Origin of the sequence: Pseudomonas sp. GV047 (assembly GCF_003058245.1) — a bacterium.
Taxonomy (GTDB): Bacteria; Pseudomonadota; Gammaproteobacteria; order Pseudomonadales; family Pseudomonadaceae; genus Aquipseudomonas; species Aquipseudomonas marginalis.
The window spans coordinates 146,018-171,131 of record NZ_QCWA01000002.1 but is presented as its reverse complement, the minus strand read 5'-3'; the positions used below and the strand labels follow the sequence as shown (position 1 = coordinate 171,131).

The window sequence follows — 25,114 nt, the reverse complement described above, 5'->3', positions numbered from 1 at the left end:
ACCACAGATTTTAAGCGACGCTTTCGACCAATCGATGCCACAGCGCGTAATACACACGACCGGATTTCTGCTCCCGGTGCAGGCGCCAGGCGCCCGGCAAGCCCAGGGTAGACGGCGCGGTCTCGCTTTCAGTGTAGATCCACGCATCCGGTGCCAGCCATTGGCGCTCTTCGAGCAAGGCGCACACGGTCGGCAACAGGTTCTGGTTGAACGGTGGGTCGAGGAACACCACGTCGTAGGCACTGGGCGCCTGGGTTTCCAGGTAGCGCAGGGCGTCGGCGGTCTGCACCTGGCCATTGGTGCAGCGCAGGGTGCCCAGGTGTTCCTTGAGGCTGGACACCGCGACATTGCTGGCATCCAGCGCCTGGGCCTGGGCTGCGCCACGGGACAGCGCCTCCAGGAACAGCGCGCCACTGCCGGCGAATGGGTCCAGCACCTTGGCGCCGGCAATGTACGGCGCCAGCCAGTTGAACAGGGTTTCACGTACGCGATCCGGCGTCGGGCGCAGGCCCACGACGTCGGGGAAGCTCAGCTTGCGGCTGCCCCATTCGCCGCCAATGATGCGCAGTTGGCCCACACCGTTATGCACGTTGTGGACAGGTTTTTTCGGGCGAGATGAACTGGCCATTAATGCTCCGGAACCCCGAGCGGCTGCTCGGCAGGTTTATCAGTGGGGGGCGGTAGTGGCTTTTGCGCAGTCGTTGGGCCGGCGGTCACGATGACCATCTTGTCGGCGCTCAAGTGTTTGTTCAAGGCAGCCTTGACCTGCTCTACGGTCAGGGCCTGGGATTGTTTCATGAAATCTTCCAGATAGCTCAGCGGCAGGTTGTAGAAACCCATGGCGCCCAGCTGTCCGACGATATCGGCGTTGCTTGCGGTGGACAGCGGGAAGCTGCCGGCCAGCTCGCGCTTGGCGTCATCCAGTTCCTTTTGCGTCGGGCCGGTCTTGAGGTAGTCGGCGAGCACGTCTTCGACCAGGCGCAGGGTGCCGCCGCTCATTTCGGCGCGGGTCTGCAGGTTGATCATGAACGGGCCACGCACTTGCATCGGCGAGAAACCGGAATACACCCCATAGGTCAGGCCACGTTTCTCGCGCACTTCGCTCATCAAGCGGGTTCCGAAGCCGCCGCCGCCGAGAATCTGGTTGCCCAGGGACAGGGCTGCGTAGTCCGGGTCGGCGCGGTCGATGCCCAATTGGGCGAACAGCAGGTGAGTCTGTTTGGACGGGAACTCGATATGGCTCAGGCCGGCCTTGGGCTCGGTCGGCTGGGCGATCTTCGCCATGGCCGGGCCCTTGGGCAGCGCGGCCGACACTTTGGCGGTCATCGCTTCGGCTTCGGCGCGGGTCAAGTCGCCGACCACGGCAATCACCGCATTACCCGCCGCATAAGCCTTGGCGTGGAACGCCTGCAACTGCGCGAGGGTAATCTTCGGAACGCTTTGCGGCGTGCCTTCACTCGGGTGAGCATAGGGGTGATCGCCGTACAGGCGCTTGAACAGCTCCAGGCTCGCCAGCTTACCGGGATTCTGCTTCTGGTATTCAAAGCCGGCGAGGATCTGGTTCTTGATCCGCGCCAGGGAGTCGGCGGGGAAGGTCGGCTTGCCGATCACCTCGTCAAACAGCGCCAGGGCGGCGTCGCGTTTAGCGCTGTCGCTGAGGCTGCGCAGGGACACCAGCGCCATATCGCGATAAGCGCCATTGCCAAAGTCGGCGCCCAGGCCTTCAAAACCACTGGCAATCTGGCTCACATCCTTGCCCGGTACGCCTTCGTTGAGCATGGCGTTGGTCATCAGCGCCAGGCCCGGCACGTTGCCGTCCTGGCTGCTGCCGGCGGCGAACAGGATGCGCATGTCGAACATCGGCAACTCATGGGCTTCGACGAACAGCACCTTGGCGCCTTCGGCGGTGGTCCAGGTTTGCACGTCGAGCTTGCGGTTGGTCGGCGCCTTGCCGTCCAGTTCCGCCAGGGATTGCAGTTTGTTGGTCGATTGAGCCTTGTCCAATGCCTGGCTGGCGACGGAGTCACTCGGGCGCAGGAAGTACACGGCGCTCGCCGCGATCAACGTGACGACGATCAGGCCCGGCAGGATCAGGCGGCTGCTTTTGCGATCACTCATGAGCGGTCTCCTCAGGCAAAACATGGGCGACGCTCAGACGTTCGCGGGTGAAATAGGTGCGCGCGGCCTTCTGGATATCTTCCGGGGTCACGCTTTGCAGGTCGGCCAGTTCGGTGTCCATGAGTTTCCAGGACAGGCCCACGGTTTCCAGGGAGCCGATGGCCGTGGCCTGGCTGGTGATGGAATCGCGTTGGTACACCAGGCCGGCAATGACCTGGGCACGGATGCGTTCCAGTTCTTCGGCGGTCGGTGGCTTGGCCTTCAACTCTTCCAGCAGGCGCCACAGGCCGGCTTCGGCTTGGGCAACGGTCTTTTTCTTCTGCTGGTTCGGGGTGGCCGAGAGGGTGAACAGGCTGTCGCCCCGGGTGTAGGCGTCGTAGTTGGTGGACGCGGCGGATACCAGCTCTTCGCCACGCTCCAGTTGCTCGGAGATCCGTGCACTGTAGCCGCCGTCCAGCAGGGCCGAGATCAGGCGCAGGGCCTGGACCGAACGCTTGTCTTCGGCGGTGGCCAGGCCAGGTACGTTGAAGCCCAGGATCACGCTCGGCAATTGGGTCTGCACATGCATGGTCAGCAGGCGCTCGCCGGGCTCGGCCAGCTCCATCGGAACCTTGGCGGGCGGTACGTCACGCTTGGGGATCGGGCCGAAGTAGCGCTGGGCCAGGTTTTTTACCTCGTCCGGGGTGACGTCGCCGACCACCACCAACGTGGCGTTGTTCGGTACATACCAGGACTGGTACCAGTGGCGCAGCTCCTCGACCTTCATGCGGTCGAGGTCGGCCATCCAGCCGATGGTCGGGGTGTGATAGCCGCTGGCCGGGAAGGCCATCGCCTTGAAGCGCTCGAAGGCCTTGGACATCGGGTTGTCGTCGGTGCGCAGGCGGCGTTCTTCCTTGATTACCTCGATTTCGCGGCTGAACTCGTCGGCCGGCAGGCGCAGGCTGGCCATGCGGTCGGCTTCCAGCTCAAAGGCAACGCCCAGGCGGTCACGGGCCAGCACCTGGTAGTAGGCGGTGTAGTCATCGCTGGTGAAGGCGTTTTCTTCGGCGCCCAGGTCACGCAGGATCAGCGAGGCTTCGCCGGGGCCGACCTTGGCGCTGCCCTTGAACATCATGTGCTCCAGAGCGTGGGACAAACCGGTCTGGCCCGGGGTTTCGTAGCTCGAACCGACCTTGTACCAGACCTGGGAAACCACCACCGGCGCGCGATGGTCTTCGCGCACGACCACCTTGAGGCCGTTATCCAGGGTGAATTCATGGGTGGGTTGTGGGTCGGCAGCCAAGGCTGAAAGGGGCAGACAAACTGTGCTGAACAGCAGGCCTGCGGCGTGGCGGGCTAGAGCATTCATTCGTTTTTAAACCTGTTGGGCTGCCCGCTTGGTCTTAGCGTCGGCGGGCGAGGAGGTGCTAGGATACTGATCCGACCTAGGGACGGCCACTATGGCTGTCTTGTTAAGGCCCTATTTAGGCCTTACAAAATGTTGCGCATGAACGAGCTGGCTAAAAAACAGTCTGTTACGCATCGAATTTTATTTACCGATGTGCCCCTTGGCGCGTCGCTACCTTGAGATAGCCGTCTCCATGTTTGGTTCCAACGACGACAAGAAGACCCCAGCTGCGGCTGGCGAGAAGAAAGGCCTGTTCGGATGGCTGCGCAAAAAGCCGCAGGAAACCGTCGCTGAACAGCCACAGGTTCAAGCTGAGCCGATCCCCGAGCCTATAGTAGAAGCCGAGCCCGTTGCCGAAGCGCCGGCGCCGGTGGTGTTGCCGATGGCTGAGCCGGTGTTGCAGCCGGTGGCCGAGGTGGAGCCTGAGCCCGAACACAAGCCGTGGCCTGAGCTGCCGGTGCCCGAAGAGCCTGTGGCGCTGGTTGAAGATGTGCAGGCCGAGCATGTGGTGCCGCCGATTCCGGTGACCGTTGAGCCACAGCCGGTCGTTGTCGAAGCTCCCGCCCCCGTGCCCGCGCTCGTCGAGCCAGTGGTTGCCGCTCCCGCCGTCGTCGAAGCGCCCGTCGCCTCCACCGAAACCAGCAAGACCGGCTTCTTCGCCCGCCTCAAGCAAGGCCTGAGCAAGACCAGCGCCAGCATCGGCGAAGGCATGGCCAGCCTGTTCCTCGGCAAGAAAGTCATCGACGATGAGCTGCTGGAAGACATCGAAACCCGCCTGCTGACCGCCGACGTGGGCGTCGAAGCCACCGCCGTGATCATCCAGAGCTTGACCCAGAAGGTCGCGCGCAAGCAGTTGACCGATGCCGACGCCCTCTACAAATCCTTGCAGGCCGAACTGGCTGCGATGCTCAAGCCCGTTGAGGCGCCGCTGGTGATCACCCCGAACAAGCCGTTCGTGATCCTGGTCGTGGGTGTCAACGGCGCCGGCAAGACCACCACCATCGGCAAACTGGCCAAGAAGCTGCAGTCGGAAGGCAAGAAAGTCATGCTCGCCGCCGGCGACACCTTCCGCGCCGCTGCCGTCGAGCAATTGCAGGTCTGGGGGGAGCGCAACAAGATCCCGGTCATCGCCCAGCACACCGGTGCCGATTCCGCCTCGGTGATCTTCGACGCCGTGCAAGCCGCCAAGGCTCGTAACATCGACGTGCTGATCGCGGATACCGCCGGTCGCCTGCACACCAAAGACAACCTGATGGAAGAGCTGAAGAAAGTCCGCCGCGTGATCGGCAAGCTCGATGCAGACGCCCCGCACGAAGTGCTGCTGGTGCTCGACGCCGGTACCGGGCAGAACGCCATCAGCCAGGCCAAGCAATTCAACCAGACGGTCCAGCTGACCGGCCTGGCCTTGACTAAGCTCGACGGCACGGCCAAAGGTGGCGTGATCTTCGCCCTGGCCAAGCAGTTCGGGTTGCCGATTCGTTATATCGGCGTCGGTGAAGGCATCGACGACCTGCGCACCTTTGAAGCCGAACCCTTTGTCCAGGCACTGTTTGCCGAGCGGGAGCGTTCATGATTCGATTCGAACAGGTCGGTAAACGCTATGCCAACGGGCATGTGGGCTTGCATGAGCTGAGCTTTCGAGTGCGCCGCGGCGAGTTCTTGTTTGTCACCGGTCACTCGGGGGCCGGCAAAAGTACGCTGTTGCGCCTGCTGCTGGCCATGGAACGCCCGACCACGGGCAAGTTGCTGCTGGCGGGCCAGGACCTGGCTACCATCAGCAATGCGCAGATCCCGTTCCTGCGCCGCCAGATCGGCGTGGTGTTCCAGAACCACCAGTTGCTGTTCGATCGCACGGTGTTCAACAACATTGCCCTGCCGTTGCAGATTCTTGGGCTGTCCAAGGCCGAAATCGTCAAGCGCGTGGATTCGGCCCTGGAGCGCGTGGCGCTGTCGGACAAGACCGACCTCTACCCCGGCGACCTGTCCACCGGCCAGCAACAGCGCGTCGGCATTGCCCGCGCCATCGTCCACCGCCCGGCCTTGCTGCTGGCGGACGAACCCACCGGTAACCTCGACCCGCGCCTGGCGGCCGAGATCATGGGCGTATTCGAGGATATCAACCGTCTGGGCACCAGCGTACTGATCGCCAGCCATGACCTGGCGCTGATCGCCCGCATGCGCCATCGCATGCTGACCCTGCAACGCGGTCGCCTGATCGGTGACGGGGAGGCTGGCGTATGAGTGCAACACGTAGCCCCAAGGTTTCCGAGCGCGTGGCGCCGAAACCGGCCGATCCGCAACCGAAAAAGAAAAAACACGACGATGACGATGGCCCCGACTTCAGCACCCTGCTGCGCGCCTGGATCGAAAGCCATCGCGCCAGCCTGCTGGACAGCCTGCGTCGCCTGGGCAAGCAGCCGATCGGCAGCTTTTTTACCTGCCTGGTGATGGCCGTGGCCCTGAGCCTGCCGATGGGCTTGTCGTTGCTGCTTAGTAATGTCGAGCGCCTGGGCGGTTCCTGGCAGCGTGCGGCACAGATTTCCCTGTACCTGAACCTGGATGCCAGCACCAAGGAAGGCGAAGCACTACGGGACGATATCAAGAACATGCCGGGCGTCGCGGACGCCGAGTACGTCAGCCGCGACCAGGCCCTTGAGGAGTTCCAGCAGCAGTCCGGCCTGGGCGAGGCGTTGAAAGAGCTGCCGCAGAACCCGTTGCCGGGCGTGGTGCTGGTGACGCCGAATGAAGTCGACAAGACGGGCCTTGAAGCCCTGCGACAAAAACTCGCAGAGATGCCGAAGGTGCAACAGGCGCAACTTGATCTAGTCTGGGTGGAGCGCCTGGCGGCGATCCTCAAGCTGGGCGACCGCTTTGTGTTCGGCCTGACGGTGTTGTTGGTGTCTGCATTACTTTTGGTGATAGGTAATACCATTCGTCTTCATATTGAAAACCGTCGCACCGAGATAGAAGTGATTAAACTGGTCGGCGGCACGGACAGCTATGTGCGTCGGCCTTTTCTGTACATGGGCGCGCTTTATGGCCTGGGTGCGGGGATTTTGTCCTGGGGCGTGCTGGCGTTCGGCCTGAACTGGCTGAACGACGCGGTTGTCGGGCTTGCCGGCTTGTACGGCAGCGATTTTGCCCTGGCCGGGGTGCCGGTTGCCGATGGTCTGTCGCTCTTGCTTGGCGCGGTATTGTTGGGTTATATCGGTGCCTGGATTGCGGTCGCACGGCATTTACGCGAGCTGGCACCGAAGTAGTTAATGTCAGGGTAATGTGGTTTCGTTTGTATTGACCGTATCAGTGGTTTAGGGAACTTGTCCTACGGTTCCCGGTCAATTTTCGCAGTGCTGAACTGCACGAGTTATGTGAGTCGGAGGTTTTTTCGTATGACCACTTCTTTGCAACCTGCTTATGCCTTGGTCCCGGGTGCGAACCTGGAAGCCTATGTGCACACGGTCAACAGCATTCCATTGCTGACGCCCGAGCAGGAGCGTGAACTGGCCGAGAGTCTCTACTATGAGCAGGATTTGGGGGCGGCTCGGCAGATGGTGCTCGCCCACCTGCGTTTTGTCGTACATATCGCCCGTAGCTATAGCGGCTACGGCCTGGCCCAGGCTGACCTGATCCAGGAAGGCAACGTCGGCCTGATGAAGGCTGTAAAGCGCTTCAACCCTGAGATGGGCGTGCGCCTGGTGTCGTTTGCCGTGCACTGGATCAAGGCGGAAATCCACGAGTTCATCCTGCGCAACTGGCGCATCGTGAAAGTCGCGACCACCAAGGCCCAGCGCAAGCTGTTCTTCAACCTGCGCAGCCAGAAAAAACGCCTGGCGTGGCTGAACAACGAGGAAGTCCACCGCGTGGCCGAAAGCCTCGGCGTGGAGCCCCGTGAAGTGCGCGAGATGGAAAGCCGCCTGACCGGCCATGACATGGCCTTCGACCCGGCCGCCGAAGCGGACGACGACAGTGCTTTCCAATCGCCGGCCAACTACCTGGAAGACCACCGGTATGACCCGGCGCGTCAACTGGAAGACGCCGACTGGAGCGACAACTCCAACCACAACCTGCACGAAGCGCTGGAAGTGCTGGACGACCGTAGCCGTGACATCCTCTACCAGCGCTGGCTGGCGGAAGAAAAAGCCACGCTGCACGACCTGGCGCAGAAGTACAACGTGTCGGCCGAGCGCATTCGTCAGCTTGAGAAAAGCGCGATGAACAAGCTGAAGTTGTCGATCGCCGCCTGAACATGTGGGAGGGGATAAGCCCCTCCCACATTTGTTTGTATCAGTCGGACCAAGGTGCTTTGCGGGAATTGTTCAGTTCCACCAGGTAACCCTCTCCGCCCAGCTGGCTCATCTGCTGGCGAATCCAGGCTGCCCGCCGCGCCACATACGCGGTCGGATGGCTGGCACTCCACACCCGTGGATTAGGCAACACCGCCGCCAGGTAGCTGGCCTGCTGCCGGGACAACCCCTTGGCACTCACCCCAAAGTGATGTCGCGCCGCCGCTTCTGCGCCAAACACGCCTTCATCCCATTCCACGCTGTTGAGGTACACCTCAAGAATCCGCTGCTTGGGCCAGAACACCTCGATCAGCCCGGTAAACCAGGCCTCCAGGCCTTTGCGCAAATAACTGCGACCCGCCCACAGGAACAGGTTTTTCGACACCTGCTGGCTCAGCGTGCTCGCGCCCCGGATCGAACCGCCGCGCTCGTTGTGCAGGAGTGCCGCCTGGATCGCGCCGAAATCAAAGCCCCAGTGCTGCGGGAAGCGCTGGTCTTCACCGGCCATCACCGCCACTTTCAGGTCGTCGGAGATCTCGTCCCACGGCACCCAGGTGCGTTGCAGGTCAATGGGTTCGCCGTCGAACCAGGATTCGACCTTGCGTTCCACCATCAGCGCGGTGAAGGGCGGCGGGACGACACGGAACAGCAGCACCAGCAGAACACTGCCAATGGCAAACCATTTCACGATGGTGAGAAAGCGTTTGAAGAGGACACGCAGCATAGAGATGGCTTGGCCGAACCCGTTGAGCGGGCCATTATACAGACCCTGTCCAATGAGTCTGACTGGAGTTCCTCATGCTGCGTAGCTTTCTGATGCTGGCTGCCTTTTTCGGCTTCACCGGTGTCGCCCTCGGTGCGTTCGCCGCCCATGGCCTGAAAAGCCGCCTCAGCGCCGAGTACCTGGCGATCTTTCACACCGGCGTGACTTATCAGTTGGTGCACACCCTGGCGCTGTTCGGCGTGGCGCTGCTGCTGGCGCATATTCCGGGGCGCCTGGTGACGTGGGCGGGCGTGTCCTTTGTCGTCGGTATCCTGCTGTTCTCCGGCAGCCTGTACGTGCTGACCACCACGGGGATCAGCAAACTCGGCATCATCACGCCCTTCGGCGGGTTGGCGTTCCTGCTGGGTTGGTTCTTCCTGGGCCTGGCGGCCTGGCGCATGCAACTGACCGCTTGACGCTTGGAGCTGACCTTCAGGTGCCAATCGAGCTAGAATGCTGGCCCCTAAAAACGATGGCGGCCCGTGGCATGCGCATTCAGTTGAACGGCGAATCCCTTGAACTGCCCGACGGTGAAACCGTTGCGGCCCTGCTGACCCGCCTGGACCTGACCGGGCGTCGCGTCGCAGTGGAACTCAACCTGGATATCGTCCCGCGTAGCCAGCACGCCGAGACCACGCTCACCGAGGGTGACCAGGTCGAGGTGGTCCACGCCATCGGCGGCGGCTAGTCCCGCGCTTTTATGTAGCCCCGGATTCTGCAGAACCTCACCCCATTTCGAGGATTTCCCATGAGCATCGTTCGTAGCGACAAGCCCTTCGTCCTGGCCGGTCGTACCTACCAGTCCCGTCTGCTGGTCGGCACCGGCAAGTACCGCGACATGGAAGAAACCCGCCAGGCCATCGAAGCCTCGGGCGCCGAGATCGTGACCTTCGCCGTGCGCCGCACCAACCTCGGCCAGATCGAAGGCGAGCCGAACCTGCTCGACGTGCTGTCGCCGGATCGCTACACCTTCCTGCCGAACACCGCCGGGTGCTACGACGCCATCGAAGCCGTGCGTACCTGCCGCCTGGCCCGTGAACTGCTCGACGGCCACAACCTGGTCAAGCTGGAAGTGCTGGCCGACCAGAAAACCCTGTTCCCCAACGTGATCGAAACCCTCAAGGCCGCAGAAACCCTGGTCAAGGAAGGTTTTGACGTGATGGTCTACACCAGCGATGACCCGATCATCGCCCGCCAACTGGCCGAAATCGGCTGTATCGCCGTGATGCCGCTGGCCGGCCTGATCGGTTCCGGGCTGGGTATCTGCAATCCGTACAACCTGCAGATCATCCTCGAAGAAGCCAAGATCCCGGTCTTGGTGGACGCCGGTGTCGGTACCGCCTCCGACGCCACCATCGCCATGGAACTGGGCTGTGAAGCGGTGCTGATGAACTCGGCCATCGCCCACGCCCAGCAACCGGTGCTGATGGCCGAAGCCATGAAACACGCCATCGTCGCCGGCCGCCTGGCCTACCTCGCCGGGCGCATGCCAAAAAAACTCTACGCCAGCGCCTCTTCGCCGCTGGATGGTCTGATCAAGTAAGAGCCATTGATGACTGAATCAAACGAAACGCCGAACACCGTGGAAGAAGGCGACGAGTCCAAGCACCGCCGCATCAAGAGTTTTGTGATGCGCGCCGGCCGCATGACCGAGGGCCAGCAAAAGGGCCTGGAGCAAGGTACGCCGCTGTTCGTCCTGCCCCTGGCCGATGCGCCGGTGGACTATGACCAGGTGTTCGGCCGTTCGGCCCCGCGTTCCCTGGAAATCGGTTTCGGCATGGGCCACTCCCTGCTGGAAATGGCCGCAGCCTCGCCGGAACAGGATTTCATCGGCGTGGAGGTCCACCGCCCAGGTGTCGGTGCGCTGCTGAATGGCGTGCTGACTCAAGGCCTGACCAACCTGCGGGTCTATGACTGCGACGCGATCGAAGTGCTCAACCGCTGCATCGCCGACAACAGCCTCGACCGCCTGATGCTGTTTTTCCCGGACCCTTGGCACAAGAGCCGTCACCACAAGCGCCGCATCGTCCAGGCTTCCTTCGCGGAACTGGTGCGCAGCAAGCTGAAAGTCGGCGGTATCCTGCATATGGCTACCGACTGGGAACCCTATGCCGAATACATGCTGGAAGTGATGGACGTTGCCCCTGGCTACCGCAACCTGGCGCAAGACGGCAAATGCGTACCACGCCCGGCCGAACGCCCGATCACCAAGTTCGAGCGGCGTGGTGAGCGCTTGGGGCATGGGGTGTGGGATTTGAAGTTCGAGAAGCTGGCGTAACTCGCCACTGACTTGAAATGCAATTCAATGTGGGAGGGGGCTTGCCCCCGATAGCGGTGGATCAGTCACTTTGATGTCGACTGACCCTCAGCTATCGGGGCAAGCCCCCTCCCACAGTTGTTTTGTGTTGGATTTGAGGTCAGCGGCGATCGGCGACGACGCCAATCAACACCAGCACCACCACCAGCACCGGCGCCAGGCTGTAGTTATTGAACTGGCTCAATCCCCGCACAATCCACGGCGTCGCATAGATCAGCGCCGCACCACTGCCGATCATGCACAGCAGGGCCATCAACGGTACGCGCAACGCGCCGGCAACGCTGCCCAGGCGTGCTTCGACCCAGCCCTTGATGTCGGCGCCAAACAGCACCAGCAAACAGCCCACAAGGGCCAGGGAGATTTCCGATAGGTTGCTGCGGCTCCAGCGGGATACGGTGGCGAGCAGGTCGAGTACCAGATCCATTCGATTTCCTTAGAGCGATCAGCTCAAAAACTTCTGCAACAGGTCATTGAGAAAGAGTTGCCCGCGATCGGTGGCCGCCAGGCGTGACGGTTCGACCTGCATTAAGCCACTTTGTTCTGCCTCGCGCCGCGCCTCGTCGAGGCTCGCCAGGTCGAGGCCGGTGCGTTCGGCGTAGAACGTGGCGTCGACGCCCTCGGTGAGGCGCAGGGCGTTCATCAGGAACTCGAACGGCAACTCTTCGTTGGTCAGCTCCTTCGCCCCGGCCTGGAAGCTTTTGGCCGGGTTGAGGTAGTCCTTCGGCGCGCGGGTCTTCCAGGTGCGCACAATGCGCCCGTCCGGATGGCTGAGCTTGCCGTGGGCGCCGGCGCCGATGCCGATAAAGTCGCCGAAACTCCAGTAGTTGAGGTTATGCCGCGCCGGGCGCCCGGGCTGGGCGTAGGCCGACACTTCGTATTGTGCGTAACCGTGCTCGGCCAGCAGCGCCTGGCCCGCTTCCTGGATGTCCCACAGGGTATCGTCTTCCGGCAGCGCGGGCGGCTGGTTCCAGAACACGGTGTTGGGTTCCAGGGTCAACTGGTACCAGGACAGGTGTGTGGGTTTGAGCGCGATGGCCTGGCGCAGGTCACTCAACGCATCGTCCAGGGACTGATCGGGCAAGCCGTGCATCAGGTCCAGGTTGAAGTTGTCGAATCCGGCCTGGCGCGCCATCCCGGCGGCGCGTACGGCTTCGTCGCCGTTGTGGATGCGGCCCAGAGCCTCAAGCTTTGCCTGCTGGAAGCTCTGGATGCCGATGGACAGCCGGTTGATCCCCAGCGCGCGGTAGGCGATGAACTTCTCTTGCTCGAACGTGCCGGGGTTGGCTTCCAGGGTGATCTCGATGTCACCGGCAAACGGGATGCGTGCTTCCACGCCTTTGAGCAATCGGCCCAGCGCCGCAGCGCTGAACAGGCTTGGCGTGCCGCCGCCGAAGAAGATAGAACTCAGTTCGCGCCCATACACCGCGTGCAGGTCCTGATCGAGGTCGGCCAGCAAGGCGTCCACATACTCTTCTTCCGGCAGCACCTTGCTGGCGGTGTGGGAGTTGAAGTCGCAATAAGGGCATTTGCGCACGCACCACGGGATGTGGATGTACAGCGCCAGGGGCGGCAGCACCGGTAGCGCCGCCCGAGGTGTTTGCGGGCCACCGTGGATCAGTGGCTGCGCGGAGGTGTTCCGGGTCATTTCAAGCCCAGGCGCTGGCGCAGCAAATCCATTGCGCGGGCGCGGTGGCTGATCTGGTTCTTGTCGGCCGGGCTCAATTCGGCGCTGGAGACATTGCGCTCCGGCACCCAGAACAACGGGTCATAGCCAAAACCGTGCTCACCGCTGGCAGCGTGCAGGATGCGCCCGTGCCACAGGCCTTCGCAGAGGATCGGCAGCGGGTCATCGGCATGCCGCACCAAGGCCAGCACACAGACGAACTGCGCGCCGCGCATCGCGTCCGGCACGTCCTTGAGCGCGTCCAGCAGCTTGGCGTTGTTGGCCGCGTCGCCCTTGCCATCGGCATAACGCGCCGAGTAGATACCCGGCGCGCCGCCGAGGAAGTCCACCGCCAGGCCAGAGTCGTCCGCCAGCGCCGGGAGGCCCGAGATCCGTGCGGCATTGCGCGCCTTGAGGATGGCGTTCTCGACGAACGACAGGCCGGTCTCTTCCGGCTCCACCTGGCTGAACTCGCCGATCGAGCGCAGCTGCACGGATTCGCCGAGCATGGCCTGGAGTTCTTTGAGCTTGCCGGCGTTATGGCTGGCCAATACGAGTTGAGTAAGGTTCATCATTCCGCCGGAAACAGTTCCTGGTTGAATTGGAAGCTATGGGCTTTGCCGCCGGTTTCCACATTGATGGTAAACGTCTTGTATTCCCGCTGCGTCACGGAGTACGGCGCGAGGTAATTGATCCCGCCTTTCTCGTCGATTTGCTTGAACGTCAGGATCTCGCTCTTGCCGCCCAGGTCCTTGATGGTGCCTGTCACCTGCGCTGCCACCGGGGTTACGCCCTTGATCACGGTCACATTGATCAAGCCCTTCTCCTTGCTGCGCACCACGCCGACTTTCTGGGCGGTTTCCGGCTGCAGGAAGCTGGAGGTGAAGGTGTTGTAATGAACGGTGATATCACCGAAGTCTTTCTTGCGATTAGCGTCGATAGTGTCCGCCGCCATGGCGCTGGCGCCCAGGCATGCAGTCAGTAGAAAAATAGCCAAGCGACTCATGATCGTCCCTCTTGAAAATGATTAGACGGCAATCTTGTGATCCGTCAGGCCAGGGCTGCTGACCCGGTAGATACCAATTTCGCCCAACAGATTGGGCCATAGCTTGCTTGCCCAGCCGTGACGATGCTGTTGATCGACGGCCAGGCGGTTGATCACCTTGGCTTCACGCTCGCCACACAGGGCTTCGAAGTCTTCGAAGGTGCAGAAGTGGATGTTCGGCGTGTTGTACCAGGTGTACGGCAGGAAATCCGAGACTGGCATGCGGCCCTTGGTCGCCAGGTACCAGCGGCAGCGCCAGTGCCCGAAGTTGGGGAAGGTGATGATGCACTGGCGGCCCACGCGCAGCATTTCGTCGAGGATGCGGTCCGGGTAGTGCACTGCTTGCAGGGCCTGGGTCATCACCACGATATCGAAGCTGTTGCTGGCGAAGTTGCCCAGGCCCTTGTCCAGGTCCTGCTCGATCACGTTGATGCCCTTGGCCACGCACTGGGCGATGTTGTCCGGGTCGTTTTCCAGGCCGTAGCCGGTGACTTGCTTGTTGTCGCGCAGCCAGCTCAGCAGTTCGCCATCGCCGCAGCCCAGGTCGAGCACGCGGCTGCCGGCGGGGATCCAGTCTTGGATGATGTCCAGGTCGGCTCTCATGGCGTTCTCACAAAGTAATGCGGTTCATGTAGTTGCTGAAAGCCTGGAGGTAGCGCGGGATCGGAATCAGGAAGGCGTCATGGCCTTGCGGTGCATCGATCTCCAGGTAGCAGACGTCTTTCTTGGCCGCCATCAGCGCATCCACCAGCTCTCGGGAGCGGGCCGGCGAGAAGCGCCAGTCGGTGGTGAACGACATGACGCAGAACTTCGCCGTGGCGCCCTCGAAGGTTTTCGCCAGGTCATCGTCGTGGTTGGCTGCCGGGTCGAAGTAGTCCAGGGCCTTGGTCATCAGCAGGTAGGTGTTGGCGTCGAAACGCCCGGAGAACTCCTCGCCCTGATAACGCAGGTAGCTTTCCACCTGGAACTCGACGCTGTGGAAGTCATAGTTGAGCTTCTCGCTCTTGAGGCCACGGCCGAATTTCTCGCCCATGGAGTCATCGGACAGGTAGGTGATGTGCCCGACCATTCGCGCCAGCATCAAGCCGCGCTTGGGGATCACACCGGCTTCCTGGAACGAACCGCCGTGGAATTCGGGGTCGGTGAGGATGGCCTGGCGTGCTACTTCGTTGAAGGCGATGTTCTGTGCCGACAATTTGGGCGCCGAGGCGATGGCCAGGCAATGACGCACCCGATCCGGATACGTGATGGTCCATTGCAGGGCCTGCATGCCGCCCAGGCTGCCGCCGATCACCGCGGCCCATTGCCGGATGCCCAACAGGTCGGCGAGGCGAGCCTGGCTGTGCACCCAGTCTTCCACGGTGAGCACCGGGAAGTCGGCGCCGAACGGCCTGCCGGTTTCCGGGTTGAGGCTGCTGGGGCCGGTGGAACCGTTGCAGCCGCCGAGGTTGTTCAGGCTGACGACAAAGAACTTGTTGGTGTCGATGGGCTTGCCGGGGCCGATGCAACTGTCCCACCAGCCAGGCTTGCGCTCGTCAACGCTGTGGAAGCCAGCGGCGTGATGATGGCCGGAGAGGGCGTGGCAGATCAGCACGGCGTTGCTCGCCGTGGCGTTCAGTTGGCCGTAGGTTTCATAAATCAGGTCATAGGCAGGCAGCGAACGACCACAGGCCAGGGCCAGTGGTTCGCTGAAGTGCGCCACTTGGGGCACGACCAGTCCAACAGAATCGGGGGGGAAGGCAGTTGGCATCGACCCTGCTCTCGTTTAAATGAGGCGTAAGTCTAAAGACCGATGCACCCAGCGGCAAGCAAAGGCCAAATGTGGGAGGGGCAAGTCGAATCGTCGCCCCGCCCCTCCTGCATTTGCTCTGCCTGTCAGATCAGTCCGAACAGTTCCTTCGGCATGTTCGCGAAGTCAGCCAGGTACGGGATGCCCCAGCCTTGTATCAGCTGGATCGCGATAAACGCGAAGATCGGCGAAATATCCAGGCCGCCCAGGTTGGGCACCCAGCGGCGGAACGGCGCGAGCACCGGCTCGGTGATCTGAGACACCAGCTCGGCACCTGGGCTGCGGCTACCCGGCGCGACCCAGGACAGGATCACGCTGATGATCATCGACCAGAAGATGATCTTCAAAAACAACGAGAAGATCCCGATCAGTGCCCACGGCAACAGCAGCACGGTGTAAGGCAGGTAGCCCTTGAGCATCAGGACCAGCGCGAACAGCAGGATCTGCAGCAGCAATGCCAGCACCAGCGACGACATGTCCAGGCCGAACATGCTCGGGACCACTCGGCGCAGGGGCTTGAGCAGCGGTTGGGTGGCCTTCACCACGAATTGGCACAGCGGGTTGTAGAAGTTCGCCCGCACCAGTTGCAGGATAAAACGCATCAGCACGATCAGCAGGTACAGGCTGCCCAAGGTCTGGATGATGAAGATGACGGCGTCATTGAGTCCAAGCATCATTTATTCCTTCGTAGGGGGACGACTATTTGCCCAGCTGCTCGGCCATTTCAGCCGAACGATGTGCTGCGGCACCCAGTGCTTTTTCCACCAGGGCTTCAAAGCCCCCGGCCTGGAACGATTCGATGGCAGCCTGCGTGGTGCCGCCGGGGGAAGTGACGCGGCGGCGCAACTCGGCAGCGTCCACCTCACTGGAGACAGCCATTTTCGCGGCGCCCAGGGCGGTTTGCTCGGCCAGTTGCTCGGCGACTTGCTGCGGCAGGCCCAGTTTCACGCCGGCGGCGGTCATGGCCTCGATCAGCAGGAAGAAGTAAGCCGGGCCGCTGCCCGAGACGGCGGTGACCGCGTCCAGTTGCTGCTCCTGTTCCAGCCACAGGGCGATGCCCACGGCAGACAGCAGTTCCTGGGCCTGGTCACGTTGCTCGGCGGTCACCTCGTGGGTGGCGTACAAACCGCTCACACCCTGGCGCAGCAGCGCCGGGGTGTTGGGCATGCAACGTACGATCGGCTGGGCACCGAGCCAGTTGTTCATGCTGGCGCAGGTGATGCCGGCGGCGATCGACACCACCAGTTGGTGCGGCTGCAGGCTTGGGCGCAGGCTTTCGCACACGGCCTTCATGGCCTGTGGCTTGACCGCCAGCACGATCACATCGACACCTTGGATGGCTTCGGCGTTATCGGCGAAGGTTTCGATACCGTGCTCGGCGCTGACGCGGGCACGGGTCTCGGCGCCCGGATCGCTGGCGCGGATCTGCGCCGCTTCCAGGCCCTTGGCCCGCAGGCCGCCGATCAGGCTGGCCGCCATGTTGCCGGCGCCGATAAAGGCAATACGCGTGTTGCTCATGACAGGTCCTTACTTAGATGGATGTCAGCCATTTCATGGCTGGCCGTAGTCGCGGGCGCCAAACAGGGCGGTACCGATCCGCACCCAGGTGGCGCCCTGGGCGATGGCCGACTCAAGGTCGTGGCTCATGCCCATGGAAAGTGTGTCGAGCGGCAGGTTCAGGCTGTTTTGCAGGTCGCGCACGCTGGAAAACGCGGCGTCTTGTTCGGCCCGATCGTCCGTCGGCTCGGGAATCGCCATCAGGCCCCGCAGCTTCAAGCGCGGCAGGGCGCTGATGGCGTTGGCCAGCGCCGGCAGGTCGGCGGAGGTGCAGCCGGACTTGCTGGCCTCGCCACTGACATTGACCTGGATGCAGATATTCAGCGGTGGCAGGTCGGCCGGGCGTTGCTCGGACAGGCGTTGTGCAATTTTGAGACGGTCCACGGAATGCACCCAGGCGAAATTCTCGGCGATGGCGCGAGTCTTGTTCGATTGAATGGGGCCGATGAAGTGCCAACTCAAGGGCAGGTCGGTTAATTCGGCCTGCTTGCCCAGGGCTTCCTGCAGGTAGTTTTCGCCAAAATCACGCACCCCGGCGGCATAGGCTTCACGCACGGCTTGGGCAGGTTTGGTCTTGCTCACGGCCAGCAGGTGGATGCTGTTTGCGTCACGTTGCACGGCGTCGGCTGCGGCGCGGATGCGCTGGCTAACCTGGCCGATGTTGTCTGCTATCGTCGACATTCAAGATGCGCCCGTGGATATGGAGTCCGCGGCATTCTACTGGAAATGGAAAGCCCTATGGATATCACTGAATTACTGGAGGCCGGCGTGCGTCGCGGCGCTTCCGACCTGCATCTGTCGGCCGGTATGGCGCCCATGCTGCGTATTGATGGTGAGGTCTGGCCGTTGGATTGGCCGGTGCTTTCACCCCCGCAAGTAGCGGATTTATTGAGCCCGTTGCTCAACCGCTACCAACAAAAGGATTTCGAAACATCTCTTGAAACGGATTTTGCCTTCGAGTTGCCGGGCGTGGCGCGGTTCCGGGCGAACGTATTCCAGCAGGATCGCGGCATGGGCGCGGTGTTTCGCACCATCCCGGCCGAGGTCCAGAGCCTGGAAAACCTCGGCCTGGGGGAAGTGTTCCAGCGTATCGCCCAGCTTGCGCGCGGCCTGGTGCTGGTGACGGGCCCCACCGGCTCCGGCAAGTCCACTACCCTGGCGGCGATGATCGATTACCTCAACCAGCATCGGCGCCAGCACATCCTCACGCTGGAAGACCCCATCGAGTTTATCCACACGCCGAAAACCGCCCTGATCAACCAGCGCCAGGTGCATCGCGACACCCACAGTTTCTCGCTGGCCTTGCGTTCGGCGCTGCGCGAAGACCCTGATGTGATCCTGGTGGGCGAACTGCGCGACCTGGAAACCATCCGCCTGGCCCTGACGGCGGCTGAGACCGGGCATCTGGTATTTGGCACCCTGCACACCACCTCGGCGGCAAAGACCGTGGACAGGCTGGTGGACGTGTTCCCGGCGGGGGAAAAGGCCATGGTCCGCTCGATGCTGTCGGAATCGTTGCAGGCGGTAGTGTCCCAGGTGCTGGTCAAGAAGGTTGGCGGCGGGCGGGTGGCGGCCCATGAAATCATGCTGGGCACGCCGGCTATTCGTAACTTGATCCGCGAGGACAAGGTGGCGCAGATCGTCTCGGCGATTCAGACCGGCGGTGCGCTGGGTATGAAAACGCTGGATATGAGCTTGAAGGCGTTGGTCACGGAAGGCGTGATCAGCCGGGAAGAGGCGCGGGAGAAGGCGAGGGTGCCTGGGGATATCTGAGGGGTTGTGAACGACACACATCAAATGTGGGAGGGGGCTTGCCCCGATAGCGGTGGATCAGTCAGCTTATCTGTACCTGGCCCACTGCTATCGGGAGCAAGCCCCCTCCCACATGTACTACTGCATTCCAGCTTCAGATCAGCGTTGTACTACCCGCAAGGTGTTCTGCTCTTTCGGCAGAACCCGCTTGGCAATCACGTAGTTCTTGTCCCAGAACGGCTTTTTCAGCGTGTCGATGCTGACCGACTTGCCACGACGCGGTGCGTGGATGAAGCGGTCGTTGCCCAGGTAGATGGCTACGTGGTTCACCTGGCGGCTCTTCAGTTTGAAGAACAACAGGTCACCCGGTTTCAGGTCCTTGCGCTCAACCTTCTGCCCATGACCGGCGGCCATGGCGTTGGAGGTGCGCGGCAGATCCACGGCCGCTACGTCGTTAAACGCATATTTCACCAGGCCGCTGCAGTCAAACCCTTTACTTGGGCTGCTGCCGCCCCAACGATAAGGCGTACCGAGCACGTTTACGGCGCGGCTGAGGACGGTGCTGCTTTGCCTGGTGTTGACTGCCATCAGGCCTGGAACTGCTTTACCGTGGGCCTTGCTCAGTTGAGTCGGGCGGCTGACGGTTGGCTTTGCCGATTTGGCAGTGCTGGGCGCGCTGTGGACTTTAGGGGTGAAACCGTTGACGTTCGGAAGTCGTTGCTCACGATTGGTGGCGTGGGCGGCCAGTGGCATTAATAGGCAAATGGTTAGCCATGTCTTTAAAAATGGTCGCATCAGGCGTGGCTCTTATGGGTTTGCGCGCAACTTTATAACAGCTTTTTGTGTCGTTCTCAGGCCGTTTGTCGACTGAACCTTGGGGTCAAACTCAGGAAAAACGCGACGATTCGCCGCGATTGTCCTACACAAGTCAGGTGGCATAAGGCTTTCAGGGGAGGGAAGATACCATTTGCCGTACGTCGGGCGCCTGTAAAAAAGTCACAAAGAAAGTGAAAAAATTTATCTATCGAAGCAAAAGAGGTACGCCATGAACACCTATCAACAGGTTGGTCCGCAGCAAGACACCCACAGCAAGGTGATCGGTTACCTGCTCTGGATTTTCGGGTTTACCGGGGCCCATCGTTTCTATTACGGCAAACCGGTCACTGGAACGATCTGGTTTTTCACCCTCGGCTTGCTGGGGATCGGCTGGCTGATCGACCTGTTCCTGATTCCGGCCATGGACCGTGAAGCGGACCTGCGTTTTACCGCTGGGCCAATCGAATACAACGTGGCGTGGATTCTGTTGGCGTTCCTGGGGGTGTTCGGCGTGCACCGCATGTACCAGGGCAAATGGATCACCGGCCTGATCTACCTGCTGACCGGCGGCTTATTCCTGGTGGGGGTGCTGTATGACTTCTGGACCTTGAATACCCAGGTTTCGATCCGCAATGCCGAGCGCAACGGCGGCCGGTAGATCATAAATAACCTGTAGAAGCGAGCAAGCTCGCTCCTACAGTTTTTAATGGCTCAAGCCTGGTAGCTGATGCGCCCATCCACCAAGGTGTAGCGCACGCTCGCCGGCAGGCTATGGCCGATGAACGGGCAGTTCTCACCCTTGGACAGCCAGTGCTCGCCCGCAACCGTGGAGCCGGCCGGGTCAAACAGCACCAGATCCGCCGCCGACCCCACCGCCAGCTTGCCCGCCGGCAGGCGCAAGGCCTCGGCCGGGCCTGCGCTCAGGCGCGCCAGCAGTGTCGGCAGGTCCAGCAAACCGTCTTCCACCAACGTCATCGCCAGCGGCAGCAACAGCTCCACGCTGCTGATGCCCGGCTCCGTCGCGCCGAACGGCGCCAGCTTGGCATCGCGCTCATGGGGCTGGTGGTGGCTGGAAATCGCCGAGATCACACCGGATTTGACTGCCGCACGCAAACCGTCACGATCGGCCAGTGTGCGCAGCGGCGGTTGCACGTGGTAAAGGCTGGAGAAGTCGATCAGCGCCTCATCCGTCAGCAGCAACTGATACAACGCCACGTCTGCCGTCACCGGCAGGCCACGGGCCTGGGCCTGGGCGATCAGGGCCACGCCCCGGGCACTGGTCAACTGGCTGAAGTGCGCACGCACGCCGCTTTGTTCCACCAGCAGCAGGTCACGGGCCAGGGCTACGGTTTCAGCGGTTTCCGGAATGCCCGGCAAGCCGAGGAAGCTGGCGACCGCACCTTCATGGGCCAGGCCGCCTTCGGCCAGGTCGCGGTCCTGGGAGTGGAAGATCACCGTCAAGTCGAAGGTGGCCGCGTATTCCAGGGCGCGGCACAGGGTGCGGGTGCTGCGGAAACTCTCCAGGCCGTTGCCGAACGCCACGCAACCGGCATCGCGCAGGGCGATCAGTTCGGCGAGTTGTTCGCCTTCCAGGCCTTTGCTCAGGGCGCCGATGGGGAACACTTTGCAATTGCCGGCTTCACGGGCACGGTCGAGGATCAGCTCGGTCACGGCCGACGTGTCGAGCACCGGCTTGGTGTGCGGTGGGCAGCACAGGCTGGTGACGCCACCGGCTGCGGCCGCGCGGGTCTCGCTGGTGATATTGCCTTTGCGGCTGAAGCCCGGCTCGCGCAGGGCGACGTTCAGGTCCACCAGGCCGGGCGCGGCCACCAGGCCTTTGGCGTCGATGGTCTCGCTGGGGCTGAAAGCACCGGGCGCGGCACCGATGGCGATGATCCGGCCGGCCTCCAGGTGCAGATCGGTAACGTGATCCAGGCCACTGGCCGGATCGATGACTCGGGCGCCGAGAATGCTGAGCTTCACTGGGCCTTCTCCTGCTCGAATTGACGTTGCGCGGTTTGTCCGCTCATGGCCATGGACAACACCGCCATGCGCACGGCGATGCCATACGTGACCTGGTTGAGAATCACCGACTGGCTGCCGTCGGCCACCGCCGACTCAATCTCCACGCCTCGGTTGATCGGCCCCGGGTGCATCACGATGGCGTCCGGCTTGGCGCCGGCCAGGCGTGCGGTGGTCAGGCCGAACAGACGGTAGAACTCGCCTTCGCTCGGCAGCAGGCCACCCGACATGCGTTCGCGTTGCAGGCGCAGCATGATCACCACGTCCACATCCTTGAGGCCTTCGGTCATGTCGGTGTAGACCTTCACGCCGTATTGCTCGATGCCGATGGGCAGCAGGGTTTTCGGTGCGATCACGCGGATGTCCGGGCAACCCAGGGTTTTCAGGGCCAGCATGTTCGAGCGTGCCACCCGCGAGTGCAGGATGTCGCCGACGATGGCCACCGAGAGGTTTTCAAAGCTGCCCTTGTGCCGGCGTATGGTGAGCATGTCGAGCATGCCCTGGGTCGGGTGGGCGTGACGGCCGTCGCCGCCGTTGATGATCGCCACCTGCGGGCACACGTGCTCGGCAATGAAGTGGGCGGCACCGGAGTCGCCGTGGCGCACCACGAACATGTCGGCGGCCATCGCTTCCAGGTTGCGCAGGGTGTCGAGCAGGGTCTCGCCCTTGCTCGCCGACGAGGTGGACACGTTCAGCGTGATCACGTCGGCCGACAGCCGTTGGGCCGCCAGTTCAAAGGTGGTCCGTGTACGGGTGGAGTTCTCGAAGAACACGTTGCAGATGGTCTTGCCGCGCAGCAGCGGGACTTTCTTCACCGCCCGGCCGCCAACCTCGAGGAACGAGTCGGCGGTGTCGAGGATTTCGGTGAGCAGTTCGCGGGGCAAACCGTCGAGGGACAAGAAGTGTTGCAACTGGCCCTGAGCATTGAGCTGCAGCGGGCGCTTGGCATCTAGAGGCGTCATCGCGGGGACTCTTTACAAGGCGGTTTAAAGGGCAAGGTCTTGCAGTTCGAGTTCGAGCGGCGTGGGACCGGACAATTTTACTCGCTGGCTGGCCTCAAGGGACAGCGTGGCGCCAACCACGTCCGGGCTGATGGGCAGTTCGCCTGCCTCCAGGTCCAGCAGGCAGACCAGGGTGATGCTGGCCGGGCGCCCGTAATCGAACAATTCATTCATGGCGGCGCGGATGGTACGGCCGCTCATCAGTACATCGTCGATCAGCACCAGGTGCTGGCCTTCAATCTCGAACGGCAGGGCGGACGGGCGCACTTGCGGGTGCAGGCCGTTCTGGCTGAAGTCGTCGCGGTAGAAGGACACGTCCAGGGTACCCAAGGGTGAGTCGCTGCCCAGTTCGTCCAGCAACGCCTGGGCGACCCACACACCACCGGTGCGAATGCCGATAAAGCGCGGTTCGCTGATGCCACGGTGTTCCAGGTGCGTCTTGAGGCTAACCGCCATCTGGCGGATCAGTTCGGCGGGGTTTGGCAGGCTCATGGTGGCTCCTTCAAGGCCTTGCGCGGCGGGGGCGACGACAAGGTCCGGGCTCAAACGTAAGAAGACGCGGCAAGCCGCGTCAGTCAGGATTCAAATAAAGCAGTGTTTTCGTCCAGCCAGCCCTGTAACAGCAAGGCGGCGGCGATGGCGTCCACCGGGTTGTCGCGGTAGCTGCCTTTCTGGCCGCCACGGTCACGGCGCTCGCCCTTGGCTTCAAAGGTGGTCAGGCGTTCATCGTGGGTATAGAAGGGCAGGTTGTAGCGGCCATTAAGACGGCGGGCGAACTTTTCGGCGCGCAGGCACATGTCGCTGGGGGTGCCGTCCATGTTCAGGGGCAGGCCGACCACTACGGCATCGGGCTTCCACTCTTTGATCAGGGCTTCGACCTGGTTCCAGTCCGGTATGCCGTTCTGGGCCTTGAGGGTGCACAGCTCGCGGGCCTGGCCGGTGATGACCTGGCCGACCGCTACGCCGATCTGCTTGGTGCCGTAGTCAAAGCCGAGGATCAGACGCAAGGCCATCAGGCGTGCCCCGCCTGGCTGGTCAGCAGGCTGAGGTTGACCCGCAGCTTGGCCGCGGCGGCTTCCAGGCGCAATTCGCTTGCGGTGTTGAACAGGATGTCGGCATCGAACGGGCAGGTCAGCCAGGCATTGCTGGCCAGTTCGGCTTCCAGCTGCCCGGCTTCCCAGCCGGCGTAACCCAGGGTGATCACACTTTGCTCAGGGCCCACGCCGTCGGCGATGGCGAACAACACGTCCTGGGAGGTGGACAGCGAGACTCCGTCCAGGTCAACCGTGGCCTGGAACTTCGGCCCGGTGGGGTGCAGCACAAAGCCGCGATCGGTCTGCACCGGCCCGCCGATGTAGATCGGCACGCCCTGGCAACGGGCCGGCGGGTCGACCTCCGGACGCAGTTGTTCAAGGATATCGGCCAGGTTCAGCGCCTGCGGGCGGTTCACCACCAACCCCATGGCACCATTGGCCGTGTGCTCGACGATGTAGGTCAAGGTCTGCGCAAAGTTCGGGTCGGCCATATGGGGCATGGCGATCAGGAATTGGTGCTTGAGGTAGGTCGGGCTGACATTTTTCATGTCCGCTAGTGTGGCGTTGGAGGGGCGAACTGACAAGCTGGACGTGACCCGAATACCGTGCTGTCGGCTTTTCTGTAGGACGGCGCGTTCAGTTGCTGGAAAGGCGATCACCCTTGGCAAACTTCCAGGTGCGGATGATTTCCAGGCGGTCCACATCGTTCAAGTCCCCGGTAAACGGGGCAAAGGGCGCGGCCAGGCGCACGATGCGTTGGGCCGCCTGGTCCAGCAGCGGCTGACCGGACGATTCCAGCACCTGCACTTCATATAAGGTGCCGTCGCGGTTGATCGACACCAAAAGACGCAAATTGCCGTAGATCTGCTGGCGCCGTGCCTCTTCCGGGTAGTTGAGGTTACCGATGCGCTCGACCTTCTTACGCCACTCGTCCTTATACCAGGCGCCCTTGTCGCGCATGGTCGAGGCGGCGTTCAGGCGGTAAATGCGTGGGCGCTTGGCGTACAGCTGTTGTTCATGGGCCAGTTCGGCTTCCAGGCTGGAGATTTCGTCGGACAGTGTCGAGCTGTCGAACGTCGGTGCCGGCTTCACGGGCTCGGGTTGCGGCTCGGTCTTGGTTTTCTCGCGCTGGACTGGGGCTTTTTGCGGCTTGGGTGCGACGGTGGTCACCGTGGGCTTGGGCGTGGCCTGTTTGACTTCAGGCTTGGGCGCCGGCGGCGGTGTGACCTTATTGACCTTGTTGTCCTGGAAGGGCGCCACTTCGGTGGTCTTGGGGATCGCCTTCTTGTCCAGGGTGCCACTGCCCTGCTGGTTGTCCTGGGCGAGAAAGTCGGCCTTCTCGGGCTTCTTTTCGCTCTTGAACGTGGCGAGGGTGATTTCCAGGGTCTTGGTGATCTGCTTGGGCTCGACCATAGTGAAACCCACGCCGAGGATCAAGGCCAGGTGAATCAATGCCGCGAGAAACAGGGTAAATCCGAGCCGATCAGCCGGGCGCACGCCGCTGTGGGAGAGTTCGGAGGGCAGATCGGACGGGAGTGTCATGACAAGAAAACCAACATCGCGCGTT

At 62.3% G+C, this 25,114-nt stretch carries 30 protein-coding genes; 10 read left to right on the top strand and 20 right to left on the bottom strand.

The genetic code is table 11. From position 1 onward, the window contains the following. Window positions 1-10: 10 nt before the first annotated feature. From rsmD to C8K58_RS06005, 3 genes are read right to left on the bottom strand one after another with little or no spacing between them, the layout of a single operon-like run. Entirely contained in the window at window positions 11-628 is a 618-nt protein-coding gene (rsmD, locus tag C8K58_RS06015) for a 16S rRNA (guanine(966)-N(2))-methyltransferase RsmD (protein ID WP_027606107.1), read from the bottom strand. Further along, window positions 628-2,118 (bottom strand): pitrilysin family protein, encoded by a 1,491-nt coding sequence (locus C8K58_RS06010; protein WP_027606106.1) that lies wholly within the window; start codon window positions 2,116-2,118, stop codon window positions 628-630. The genes rsmD and C8K58_RS06010 overlap by 1 nt, the downstream gene beginning before the upstream one ends. Continuing rightward, window positions 2,111-3,466, bottom strand: coding sequence for a pitrilysin family protein (locus tag C8K58_RS06005; protein ID WP_027606105.1), 1,356 nt, complete (start codon window positions 3,464-3,466; stop codon window positions 2,111-2,113). The genes C8K58_RS06010 and C8K58_RS06005 overlap by 8 nt, the downstream gene beginning before the upstream one ends. 232 nt (window positions 3,467-3,698) lie before the next feature. Here C8K58_RS06005 and ftsY point away from each other — a divergent pair, with 232 nt between their 5' ends. The 4 genes from ftsY (at window position 3,699) to rpoH (ending at window position 7,749) form a co-directional block, all read left to right on the top strand. Continuing rightward, a complete protein-coding gene (ftsY, locus tag C8K58_RS06000) occupies window positions 3,699-5,078 on the top strand; it encodes a signal recognition particle-docking protein FtsY (protein ID WP_027606104.1) in 1,380 nt (459 codons plus the stop codon). After that, window positions 5,075-5,746, top strand: coding sequence for a cell division ATP-binding protein FtsE (ftsE, locus tag C8K58_RS05995; protein WP_003213784.1), 672 nt, complete (start codon window positions 5,075-5,077; stop codon window positions 5,744-5,746). Before ftsY ends, ftsE begins: the two co-directional genes overlap by 4 nt. Continuing rightward, entirely contained in the window at window positions 5,743-6,765 is a 1,023-nt protein-coding gene (gene ftsX, locus C8K58_RS05990; RefSeq protein ID WP_027606103.1) for a permease-like cell division protein FtsX, read from the top strand. The genes ftsE and ftsX overlap by 4 nt, the downstream gene beginning before the upstream one ends. A gap of 129 nt (window positions 6,766-6,894) precedes the next feature. Next, the gene (rpoH, locus tag C8K58_RS05985) at window positions 6,895-7,749 is read left to right on the top strand and encodes an RNA polymerase sigma factor RpoH (RefSeq protein WP_003176698.1); all 855 of its coding nucleotides are present in this window, start codon (window positions 6,895-6,897) and stop codon (window positions 7,747-7,749) included. Window positions 7,750-7,789: 40 nt separating this feature from the next. Here rpoH and mtgA read toward each other — a convergent pair whose 3' ends face one another. Continuing rightward, window positions 7,790-8,512, bottom strand: coding sequence for a monofunctional biosynthetic peptidoglycan transglycosylase (gene mtgA, locus C8K58_RS05980; protein WP_027606102.1), 723 nt, complete (start codon window positions 8,510-8,512; stop codon window positions 7,790-7,792). A 74-nt stretch (window positions 8,513-8,586) separates the two neighbouring features. Between mtgA and C8K58_RS05975 the strand changes: the two genes are divergently transcribed. The 4 genes from C8K58_RS05975 to trmB all read left to right on the top strand — a co-directional run bounded on the left by C8K58_RS05975 (window position 8,587) and on the right by trmB (window position 10,829). Further along, the gene (locus C8K58_RS05975; RefSeq protein ID WP_065938111.1) at window positions 8,587-8,967 is read left to right on the top strand and encodes a DUF423 domain-containing protein; all 381 of its coding nucleotides are present in this window, start codon (window positions 8,587-8,589) and stop codon (window positions 8,965-8,967) included. Between the two features lie 71 nt (window positions 8,968-9,038). After that, the gene (thiS, locus tag C8K58_RS05970; RefSeq protein ID WP_049711100.1) at window positions 9,039-9,239 is read left to right on the top strand and encodes a sulfur carrier protein ThiS; all 201 of its coding nucleotides are present in this window, start codon (window positions 9,039-9,041) and stop codon (window positions 9,237-9,239) included. Between the two features lie 60 nt (window positions 9,240-9,299). Further along, window positions 9,300-10,094 (top strand): thiazole synthase, encoded by a 795-nt coding sequence (locus C8K58_RS05965; protein ID WP_108573383.1) that lies wholly within the window; start codon window positions 9,300-9,302, stop codon window positions 10,092-10,094. A 9-nt stretch (window positions 10,095-10,103) separates the two neighbouring features. Continuing rightward, window positions 10,104-10,829 (top strand): tRNA (guanosine(46)-N7)-methyltransferase TrmB, encoded by a 726-nt coding sequence (gene trmB, locus C8K58_RS05960; protein ID WP_027606098.1) that lies wholly within the window; start codon window positions 10,104-10,106, stop codon window positions 10,827-10,829. A gap of 139 nt (window positions 10,830-10,968) precedes the next feature. Here the strand turns inward: trmB and C8K58_RS05955 are convergent, their stop codons facing one another. The 9 genes from C8K58_RS05955 to C8K58_RS05915 form a co-directional block, all read right to left on the bottom strand. Then, complete coding sequence (locus tag C8K58_RS05955) at window positions 10,969-11,292, bottom strand: DUF3392 domain-containing protein (protein WP_010207241.1); 324 nt, start codon at window positions 11,290-11,292, stop codon at window positions 10,969-10,971. 18 nt (window positions 11,293-11,310) lie between these two features. Continuing rightward, the gene (gene hemW / locus C8K58_RS05950) at window positions 11,311-12,513 is read right to left on the bottom strand and encodes a radical SAM family heme chaperone HemW (RefSeq protein WP_108573381.1); all 1,203 of its coding nucleotides are present in this window, start codon (window positions 12,511-12,513) and stop codon (window positions 11,311-11,313) included. Next, on the bottom strand, window positions 12,510-13,106 hold the full coding sequence (gene rdgB, locus C8K58_RS05945; protein ID WP_027606096.1) for an RdgB/HAM1 family non-canonical purine NTP pyrophosphatase: 597 nt from the start codon (window positions 13,104-13,106) through the stop codon (window positions 12,510-12,512). The genes hemW and rdgB overlap by 4 nt, the downstream gene beginning before the upstream one ends. Then, the gene (locus C8K58_RS05940; RefSeq protein ID WP_027606095.1) at window positions 13,103-13,537 is read right to left on the bottom strand and encodes a DUF4426 domain-containing protein; all 435 of its coding nucleotides are present in this window, start codon (window positions 13,535-13,537) and stop codon (window positions 13,103-13,105) included. Before C8K58_RS05940 ends, rdgB begins: the two co-directional genes overlap by 4 nt. 21 nt (window positions 13,538-13,558) lie before the next feature. Continuing rightward, the gene (metW, locus tag C8K58_RS05935; protein WP_017735309.1) at window positions 13,559-14,179 is read right to left on the bottom strand and encodes a methionine biosynthesis protein MetW; all 621 of its coding nucleotides are present in this window, start codon (window positions 14,177-14,179) and stop codon (window positions 13,559-13,561) included. A 7-nt stretch (window positions 14,180-14,186) separates the two neighbouring features. Then, window positions 14,187-15,326: a homoserine O-acetyltransferase gene (locus tag C8K58_RS05930; RefSeq protein ID WP_027606094.1), complete on the bottom strand. Its 1,140-nt coding sequence runs from the start codon at window positions 15,324-15,326 to the stop codon at window positions 14,187-14,189. A gap of 125 nt (window positions 15,327-15,451) precedes the next feature. Further along, window positions 15,452-16,039, bottom strand: a complete 588-nt coding sequence (locus tag C8K58_RS05925) for a YggT family protein (protein WP_027606093.1) — start codon at window positions 16,037-16,039, stop codon at window positions 15,452-15,454. A 25-nt stretch (window positions 16,040-16,064) separates the two neighbouring features. Next, on the bottom strand, window positions 16,065-16,883 hold the full coding sequence (proC, locus tag C8K58_RS05920; RefSeq protein ID WP_027606092.1) for a pyrroline-5-carboxylate reductase: 819 nt from the start codon (window positions 16,881-16,883) through the stop codon (window positions 16,065-16,067). Window positions 16,884-16,916: 33 nt separating this feature from the next. Next, the gene (locus tag C8K58_RS05915) at window positions 16,917-17,603 is read right to left on the bottom strand and encodes a YggS family pyridoxal phosphate-dependent enzyme (RefSeq protein ID WP_027606091.1); all 687 of its coding nucleotides are present in this window, start codon (window positions 17,601-17,603) and stop codon (window positions 16,917-16,919) included. Window positions 17,604-17,660: 57 nt separating this feature from the next. On the opposite strand from C8K58_RS05915, the gene C8K58_RS05910 reads away from it, so the two are divergent. Next, a complete protein-coding gene (locus C8K58_RS05910; protein ID WP_092355676.1) occupies window positions 17,661-18,695 on the top strand; it encodes a type IV pilus twitching motility protein PilT in 1,035 nt (344 codons plus the stop codon). 138 nt (window positions 18,696-18,833) lie between these two features. On the opposite strand, the gene C8K58_RS05905 is transcribed toward C8K58_RS05910, so the two are convergent. Continuing rightward, window positions 18,834-19,469: a C40 family peptidase gene (locus C8K58_RS05905; RefSeq protein WP_027606089.1), complete on the bottom strand. Its 636-nt coding sequence runs from the start codon at window positions 19,467-19,469 to the stop codon at window positions 18,834-18,836. 250 nt (window positions 19,470-19,719) lie between these two features. Here C8K58_RS05905 and C8K58_RS05900 point away from each other — a divergent pair, with 250 nt between their 5' ends. Next, window positions 19,720-20,148, top strand: coding sequence for a TM2 domain-containing protein (locus C8K58_RS05900; RefSeq protein WP_027606088.1), 429 nt, complete (start codon window positions 19,720-19,722; stop codon window positions 20,146-20,148). A 53-nt stretch (window positions 20,149-20,201) separates the two neighbouring features. Here the strand turns inward: C8K58_RS05900 and C8K58_RS05895 are convergent, their stop codons facing one another. The 6 genes from C8K58_RS05895 to C8K58_RS05870 all read right to left on the bottom strand — a co-directional run bounded on the left by C8K58_RS05895 (window position 20,202) and on the right by C8K58_RS05870 (window position 25,089). Further along, entirely contained in the window at window positions 20,202-21,473 is a 1,272-nt protein-coding gene (locus C8K58_RS05895; RefSeq protein WP_027606087.1) for a dihydroorotase, read from the bottom strand. After that, the gene (locus tag C8K58_RS05890; RefSeq protein ID WP_027606086.1) at window positions 21,470-22,474 is read right to left on the bottom strand and encodes an aspartate carbamoyltransferase catalytic subunit; all 1,005 of its coding nucleotides are present in this window, start codon (window positions 22,472-22,474) and stop codon (window positions 21,470-21,472) included. The genes C8K58_RS05895 and C8K58_RS05890 overlap by 4 nt, the downstream gene beginning before the upstream one ends. A gap of 24 nt (window positions 22,475-22,498) precedes the next feature. After that, window positions 22,499-23,005: a bifunctional pyr operon transcriptional regulator/uracil phosphoribosyltransferase PyrR gene (pyrR, locus tag C8K58_RS05885; RefSeq protein ID WP_027606085.1), complete on the bottom strand. Its 507-nt coding sequence runs from the start codon at window positions 23,003-23,005 to the stop codon at window positions 22,499-22,501. 83 nt (window positions 23,006-23,088) lie between these two features. Further along, window positions 23,089-23,526, bottom strand: a complete 438-nt coding sequence (gene ruvX, locus C8K58_RS05880; protein ID WP_005792259.1) for a Holliday junction resolvase RuvX — start codon at window positions 23,524-23,526, stop codon at window positions 23,089-23,091. Then, complete coding sequence (locus tag C8K58_RS05875) at window positions 23,526-24,095, bottom strand: YqgE/AlgH family protein (protein ID WP_027606084.1); 570 nt, start codon at window positions 24,093-24,095, stop codon at window positions 23,526-23,528. Before C8K58_RS05875 ends, ruvX begins: the two co-directional genes overlap by 1 nt. An 88-nt stretch (window positions 24,096-24,183) precedes the next feature. Further along, window positions 24,184-25,089 carry an energy transducer TonB gene (locus C8K58_RS05870; RefSeq protein ID WP_027606083.1) on the bottom strand — a complete coding sequence of 302 codons (906 nt, stop codon included), beginning with the start codon at window positions 25,087-25,089 and terminating at the stop codon, window positions 24,184-24,186. Window positions 25,090-25,114: the final 25 nt, after the last annotated feature.